At 67.9% G+C, this 6,590-nt stretch carries 2 protein-coding genes; both read left to right on the forward strand.

The features are described 5' to 3' along the window. The coding region (locus ABZ406_RS30680) for a condensation domain-containing protein (protein ID WP_357769034.1) at positions 1-3,156 on the forward strand (3,156 nt) is incomplete at its 5' end. Positions 3,157-3,158: 2 nt separating this feature from the next. Beyond that, positions 3,159-6,590, forward strand: a 3,432-nt coding sequence (locus tag ABZ406_RS30685) for an amino acid adenylation domain-containing protein (protein ID WP_357769036.1), incomplete at its 3' end; no start/stop codon positions are given.

A 6,590-nucleotide genomic window follows, 5' to 3' on the forward strand; every position in this document is an offset into this window, starting at 1 on the left:
GGTGTGGTGGTGTCGCATGCGGGTGTGGTGAATCGGTTGCGGTGGATGCAGGACCGGTTTGGTTTGGTGTCGGGTGAGCGGGTGGTGCAGAAGACTCCGTTCACGTTTGACGTGTCGGTGTGGGAGTTCTTCTGGCCGTTGATCGTCGGCGCGACCGTGGTGGTCGCCCGTCCCGGCGGTCACCGCGACCCCACCTATCTGGCCGAGCTGATCCGTGACGAGCGCGTCTCGACGGCGCACTTCGTGCCCTCGATGCTCGAGGCGTTCCTTCCGGTGGCGGCCTCGTGCACGGGGTTGTCGCGGGTGGTCTGTTCCGGTGAGGCGTTGCCGGAGTCGGTGCGGGACCGGCTGTTGACGGTGTTGCCTGGGGTGGAACTGCACAACCTGTACGGGCCGACCGAAGCGTCGGTGGATGTGACGGCGACCCGGTGTGAGGTGGGCGCGCCGGTGACGATCGGGTCGCCGGTCGCGAACACCCGGACGTACGTCCTGGACGGTGGTTTGCAACCGGTGCCGGTGGGCGTTCCCGGCGAGTTGTATCTGGCCGGTGTGCAGTTGGCCCGGGGGTACGTGGGCCGGGCGGGGTTGACCGCGGAGCGGTTCGTTGCCAACCCGTATGAGCCGGGTGAGCGCCTTTACCGCACGGGTGACCTGGTCCGCTGGACCCCGGGCGGCGAACTCCACTACCTGGGTCGCACCGACGACCAGGTCAAGTTGCGCGGCTTCCGCATCGAGTTGGGTGAGGTGCAGGTCGCCGTCGCCGCGCACCCGGACGTGACCCAGGCCGCTGTGGTCGTGCGCGACGACCAGTTGATCGCCTACGTCGTCGGCGGTGACGGTGCCGGGGTGCGGGAGTTCGCGGGGCAGCGGTTGCCGCAGTACATGGTCCCCGCCGCGGTGGTCGTTCTCGATGAGTTGCCGTTGACGAGTAGCGGGAAGCTCGATCGTCGGGCGTTGCCGGCGCCGGATTTCGCTGGGGCTGTCGGGTCCAGCCGCCCTGCGGCGAACGCGCGGGAGGAGTTGTTGTGCGCCGGGTTCGCCGAGGTTCTGGGCCTGGACCACGTCGGCGTCGAGGATGATTTCTTTGCTCTGGGTGGGCATTCGTTGGTGGTGGTGCGGTTGGTGGAGTGGTTGCGGCAACGCGGTGTGTCGGTGCCGGTGCGGGCGTTCTTCCAGACGCCGACCCCGGCGGCGTTGGCAGCGAGCGGCGGCGTCGACACGTTCGACGTCCCAGCCAACCTGATCCCGGCTGACACGTCGGTGATCACTCCGGGCATGTTGCCGTTGGTGGATCTGACGCAGGAGCAGATCGACCGGATCGCGGCCACTGTCGATGGTGGCGCGGCGAACATCGCCGACATCTATCCCCTCGCCCCGCTTCAGGAAGGCATCCTCTTCCACCACCTGCTCGCCGACGGCGGACGAGACGCCTACCTCATGTCCATCACCGTCGCCTTCGACACCCAACCCCATCTGGACCGATTCGTCGACGCGTTACAACGGGTGGTGAATCGACACGACGTCCTACGGACCGCGATCCTCTGGCAAGGGCTGCCCGATCCGGTACAGGTGGTCCTGCGGCACGCCACGCTCTCGATTGCCCACACGACCCTGACCGCCGGCGATGATCCGGTCGCCGCGCTCTCCACCGCGGCCGGGCACGTGATGAACCTCGACCGCGCCCCGCTCCTCGACATCCACACCGCAGCGGCGCCCGACGGCCCGGGCTGGTTTGCCCTGCTGCGGGTCCACCACATCGTTCAGGACCACGTCGCGCTCGACGTACTGCTCGGCGAGGTGCGAGCGATCCTCTCCGGCCGCGACGACCTCATCGCCCCGCCGCTGCCCTTCCGGAACTTCGTCGCGCAGGCTCGCAACGCCGTCACCGAGACCGCGCACGAACGCTACTTCGCCGAACTCCTCGGCGACGTCGTCGAACCGACCGTACCGTTCGGCATCCGCGACGTACGCGGCGACGGCAGCCAGTTGACCCGCCAACAAATCGACTTCCCACGCGGCTTCACCGAGCGACTACGGGAGACCGCGCAAACTCTGGGTACCAGCCCGGCCACGCTGCTGCACGTCGCCTGGGCGAGGGTCGTCGCCACCCTCGCCCGCCGGGACGACGTCATCTTCGGCACGGTGCTGTTCGGGAGGATGAACGCCGGCTCCGGCTCCGACCGGGTGCCGGGACCATTCATCAACACCCTTCCCGTGCGAGTGCGCACCGGCGAACTGACAGTGCGGGCAGCGGTGGCGGCGATGCGCGAACAACTCGCCGGCCTGCTCGAACACGAACATGCCCCGCTGGCCGTCGTACAGCGTGCCAGCGGCGTCGCCGCCGAGACCCCGCTGTTCACCGCACTGTTCAACTACCGGCACGACAACGGCACAGACCCCTCCGACGAGCCCGAACCGACACCGCAGACGACCGGAATCCGGGTACTGCACGCCCAGGAACGCAGCACCTTTCCGATCAACGCCTCGGTCGACGACGACGGCCACGACCTGACGCTCACCATCGACGCCGTCGCACCCATCGACCCGTACACGGTGGCGACGCTGCTGCGAACCACCACCCAGAACCTGGTCGACGCCCTGGGAAGTACAACGGCCGACCGGCCGCTGAGCGCCATCGACACGGTGGACGAGTCCGAGCGCCACCGGCTACGCCTCGACTGGCCCGGCACCCCCGACACAGCCGGGGCCGAGGTGGCCGAACGGGTACGCCAGTTCGTAGCGCACCGGCTGCCGCCGTACATGGTGCCGTCCACCGTCGTGCTGCTTGACGCGCTGCCGGTGACCCCCAACGGCAAGATCGACCGCAGGGCGCTGCCCGTGCCCGACCTAGCCGCCCCGACACCGACCGACAGTCACCGTGCCCCCACCAGCCCCGCCGAGGAGGCGGTCTGCACCGCCTTCGCCGAGGTCCTCGGACTCGAGCGGGTCGGTGTCGACGACGACTTCTTCGCCCTCGGTGGCCAGTCACTGCTGGCCGTCCGAGTCCTCGCCCGCATCCGGGCGGCGCTCGACATCGACGTGCCCCTGCGCGCCCTCCTCGACGCGCCCACCGCGGCCGGTCTGGCGCGCCGGATCGGCCAACTGCGGAAAACGAAACGGCCGACGCTTCGGCCCATGCGTAGTGACAAGGAGTGACAATGATCCCGTTGTCGTACGCCCAGCGCCGGCTCTGGTTCATCTCGCAGTTGGAGGGGCCCAGCAACACCTACAACATGCCGATGGTGCTCCGCCTGACCGGCGACGTCGACGTCCCGGCCCTGTGCGCCGCAGCCCGGGACGTCCTGACGCGGCACGAGGTGCTGCGGACGACATTCCCCACGGCCGACGGCGAGCCTCATCAGAGCATCGTCGAACCCGAGGACCTCACCTGGCACGTCGAGCTGGTCGACGTATCCCCGGCCGAGCTCAAAGCCGAACTGGAAGGGGCCGCCAAGACCGTCTTCGACATCGCGACCGACCTGCCGGTTCGGTCGTGGCTGTTCTCGACCGGCCCGGACGAGCACGTGTTCGTCACCGTCATGCACCACATCGTCAGCGATGGATGGTCCATCACCGTGCTGACCCGGGATCTGACCGCAGCGTACGAGGCACGCCGCGCCGGACGATCCCCCGACTGGGAGCCACTGAACATCCAGTACGCCGACTTCACGCTGTGGCAGCGGGAGGTCCTCGGCGACACGGACGACCCGGACAGCCTCATGTCCCGGCACGTCGCCTACTGGCGGGAAGCCCTCGCCGGGGCCCCCGAAGAGCTTGCGCTGCCGTTCGACCATTCCCGGCAGGCAATCGCGAGCCATCAGGCGAACAGCGTGCCACTCCGGGTCACGCCGGCGCTGCACGCCCAGGCGGCGGAACTCGCCGCCGAGGAGGGCGTCACCCTATTCATGATCATGCAGGCGGCCGTCGGCATGCTCCTGTCCCGGCTCGGTACCGGCACCGACATCCCGATCGGAACGCCGGTCGCCGGTCGCACCGACGAGGCGCTGGACGACCTGGTCGGATGCTTCATCAACATGCTCGTACTGCGGACCGACGTGTCCGGGAACCCGACCTTCCGCGAGGTGCTGGTCCGGGCGCGGGAGACCGCGCTGTCGGCGTTCGAGCACCAGGACGTTCCGTTCGAAAAGCTGGTGGAGGAACTCGCACCGACGCGGTCAATGGCCCGGCACCCGCTGTTCCAGGTCATGCTCGGCGTCCAGACCAGCACGGATGCCGAAGGTGAGGCAATCGGCGTCGGGATCGGGCTGACCGGCGAGGGCGCCGCCAAGGTCGACCTGGAGTTCAGCGTTGGTGAGCTACTCGACGGTGACGGCGCTCCGGGTGGACTGCAGGGCGAGGTCATGGGGGTCGCTGAGCTCTTCGAGGCGGCCACGCTGCGTCGGCTCGCCGACCGGCTGGTGGCTGTCCTGGAAACGGTGATTGCCAATCCTGACGTACGGCTCAACGACGTGGACGTGCTGGATGCGGAGGAGCGTTCCCAGCTGCTGTTTGGCTGGAATGACACTGCGGTGTCGTATCCGGTGGGCGACACGGTGGTGTCGTTGTTCGCCCGTCAGGTGGCGGCGACGCCGGATGCGGTGGCGGTGGTGTTCGAGGGTGTGTCGGTGTCGTATCGGGAGTTGGACGTCCGTGCTGGTGCGGTGGCCCGGTATCTGCGCTCCGCCGGGGTTGGTCGTGAGTCCGTGGTGGGTGTGCGGATGGATCGTGGTGTGGATTTGGTGGTGGCGTTGGTGGGTGTGTTGAAGGCCGGCGCTGCGTATCTGCCGATTGATCCGGAGTATCCGCAGCAGCGGGTCGACGTGTTGGTGGCGGATGCGGGTGCCGCGGTCGTGCTGGATTCGGTGACCGGGTTGGACGGCCCCGAGGCGCTGCCGGTTGAGGTGTCGTCGGGTGGTGCGGCGTATGTGTTGTTCACGTCGGGGTCGACGGGTCGGCCGAAGGGTGTGGTGGTGTCGCACGCCGGTGTGGTGAATCGGTTGCGGTGGATGCAGGACCGGTTTGGGTTGGTGTCGGGTGAGCGGGTGGTGCAGAAGACCCCGTTCACGTTCGACGTGTCGGTGTGGGAGTTCTTCTGGCCGTTGGTCGTGGGCGCGACGGTCGTGGTCGCCCGCCCAGGTGGTCACCGTGACCCGGCCTATCTGGCGGAGTTGATCCGGGAGGAGCGGGTGTCGACGGCGCACTTTGTGCCGTCGATGTTGGAGGCGTTTGTTCCGGTGGCGGCCTCGTGCACGGGGTTGTCGCGGGTGGTGTGTTCGGGTGAGGCGTTGCCGGAGTCAGTGCGGGACCGGCTGTTGACGGTGTTGCCTGGGGTGGAACTGCACAACCTGTACGGGCCGACCGAGGCGTCGGTGGATGTGACGGCGACCCGGTGTGAGGTGGGTGTGCCGGTGACGATCGGGTCGCCGGTGGCTAACACCCGGACCTATGTGTTGGACGGTGGTCTGCAGCCGGTGCCGGTTGGTGCTACCGGCGAACTGTATGTGGCTGGTGTGCAGTTGGCTCGGGGGTATGTGGGCCGGGCGGGTCTGACGGCGGAGCGGTTCGTTGCCAACCCGTTCGAGTCGGGGGAGCGGCTGTACCGCACGGGCGATCTGGTCCGCTGGACCCCGGGCGGTGACCTCGACTACCTGGGTCGCACCGATGATCAGGTGAAGGTTCGCGGTGTGCGGATCGAGCTGGGTGAGGTGCAGGCTGCCGTAGCTGCGCATCCGCAGGTGGCGCAGGCCGCGGTGGTCGTGCGCGATGACCGGCTCGTCGCGTACGTCGTTGGCGACGCCGATCCGGTCGAGGTTCGTGAGCACGTCGCCCGTCAGCTCCCTTCCTCCTTCGTGCCCGCCGCGGTCGTCACTGTCGACGAGTTGCCGTTGACGAGTAGCGGGAAGCTCGATCGTCGGGCGTTGCCGGCGCCGGATTTCGCTGGGGCTGTGGGGTCCAGCCGTGCTGCGGCGAATGCGCGGGAAGAGTTGTTGTGCGCCGGGTTCGCTGAGGTTCTGGGCCTGGACCACGTCGGCGTCGAGGATGACTTCTTCGCCTTGGGTGGGCATTCGTTGGTGGTGGTGCGGTTGGTGGAGTGGTTGCGGCAGCGGGGTGTGTCGGTGCCGGTGCGGGCGTTTTTCCAGACGCCGACTCCGGCGGCGTTGGCCGCGACCGGTGGCGTCGACACGGTCGAGGTTCCGCCGAATCTGATCCCGGCTGACACGTCGGTGATCACTCCGGCGATGTTGCCGTTGGTGGATCTGACGCAGGAGCAGATCGACCGGATCGCGGCCACTGTGGATGGTGGGGCGGCGAACATCGCCGACATTTATCCCCTCGCTCCGTTGCAGGAGGGGATTCTGTTTCATCATTTGTTGGCTGATGGTGGTCGGGATGCGTATGTGTTGCCGACGGTGTTGGAGTTTGAGGATCGGGGTGTGTTGGGTCGGTTTGTGGATGCGTTGCGGGTGGTGGTGGGTCGGCATGACATTTTCCGGACGGGGATTGTGTGGGAGGGGTTGCCGGAGCCGGTGCAGGTGGTGTGGCGTCGGGTGGTGTTGCCGGTGGTGGAGGTTGCGGCGAGTGGTGTGGAT

Origin of the sequence: Micromonospora sp. NPDC005710 (assembly GCF_040630995.1) — a bacterium.
GTDB lineage: Bacteria > Actinomycetota > Actinomycetes > Mycobacteriales > Micromonosporaceae > Micromonospora.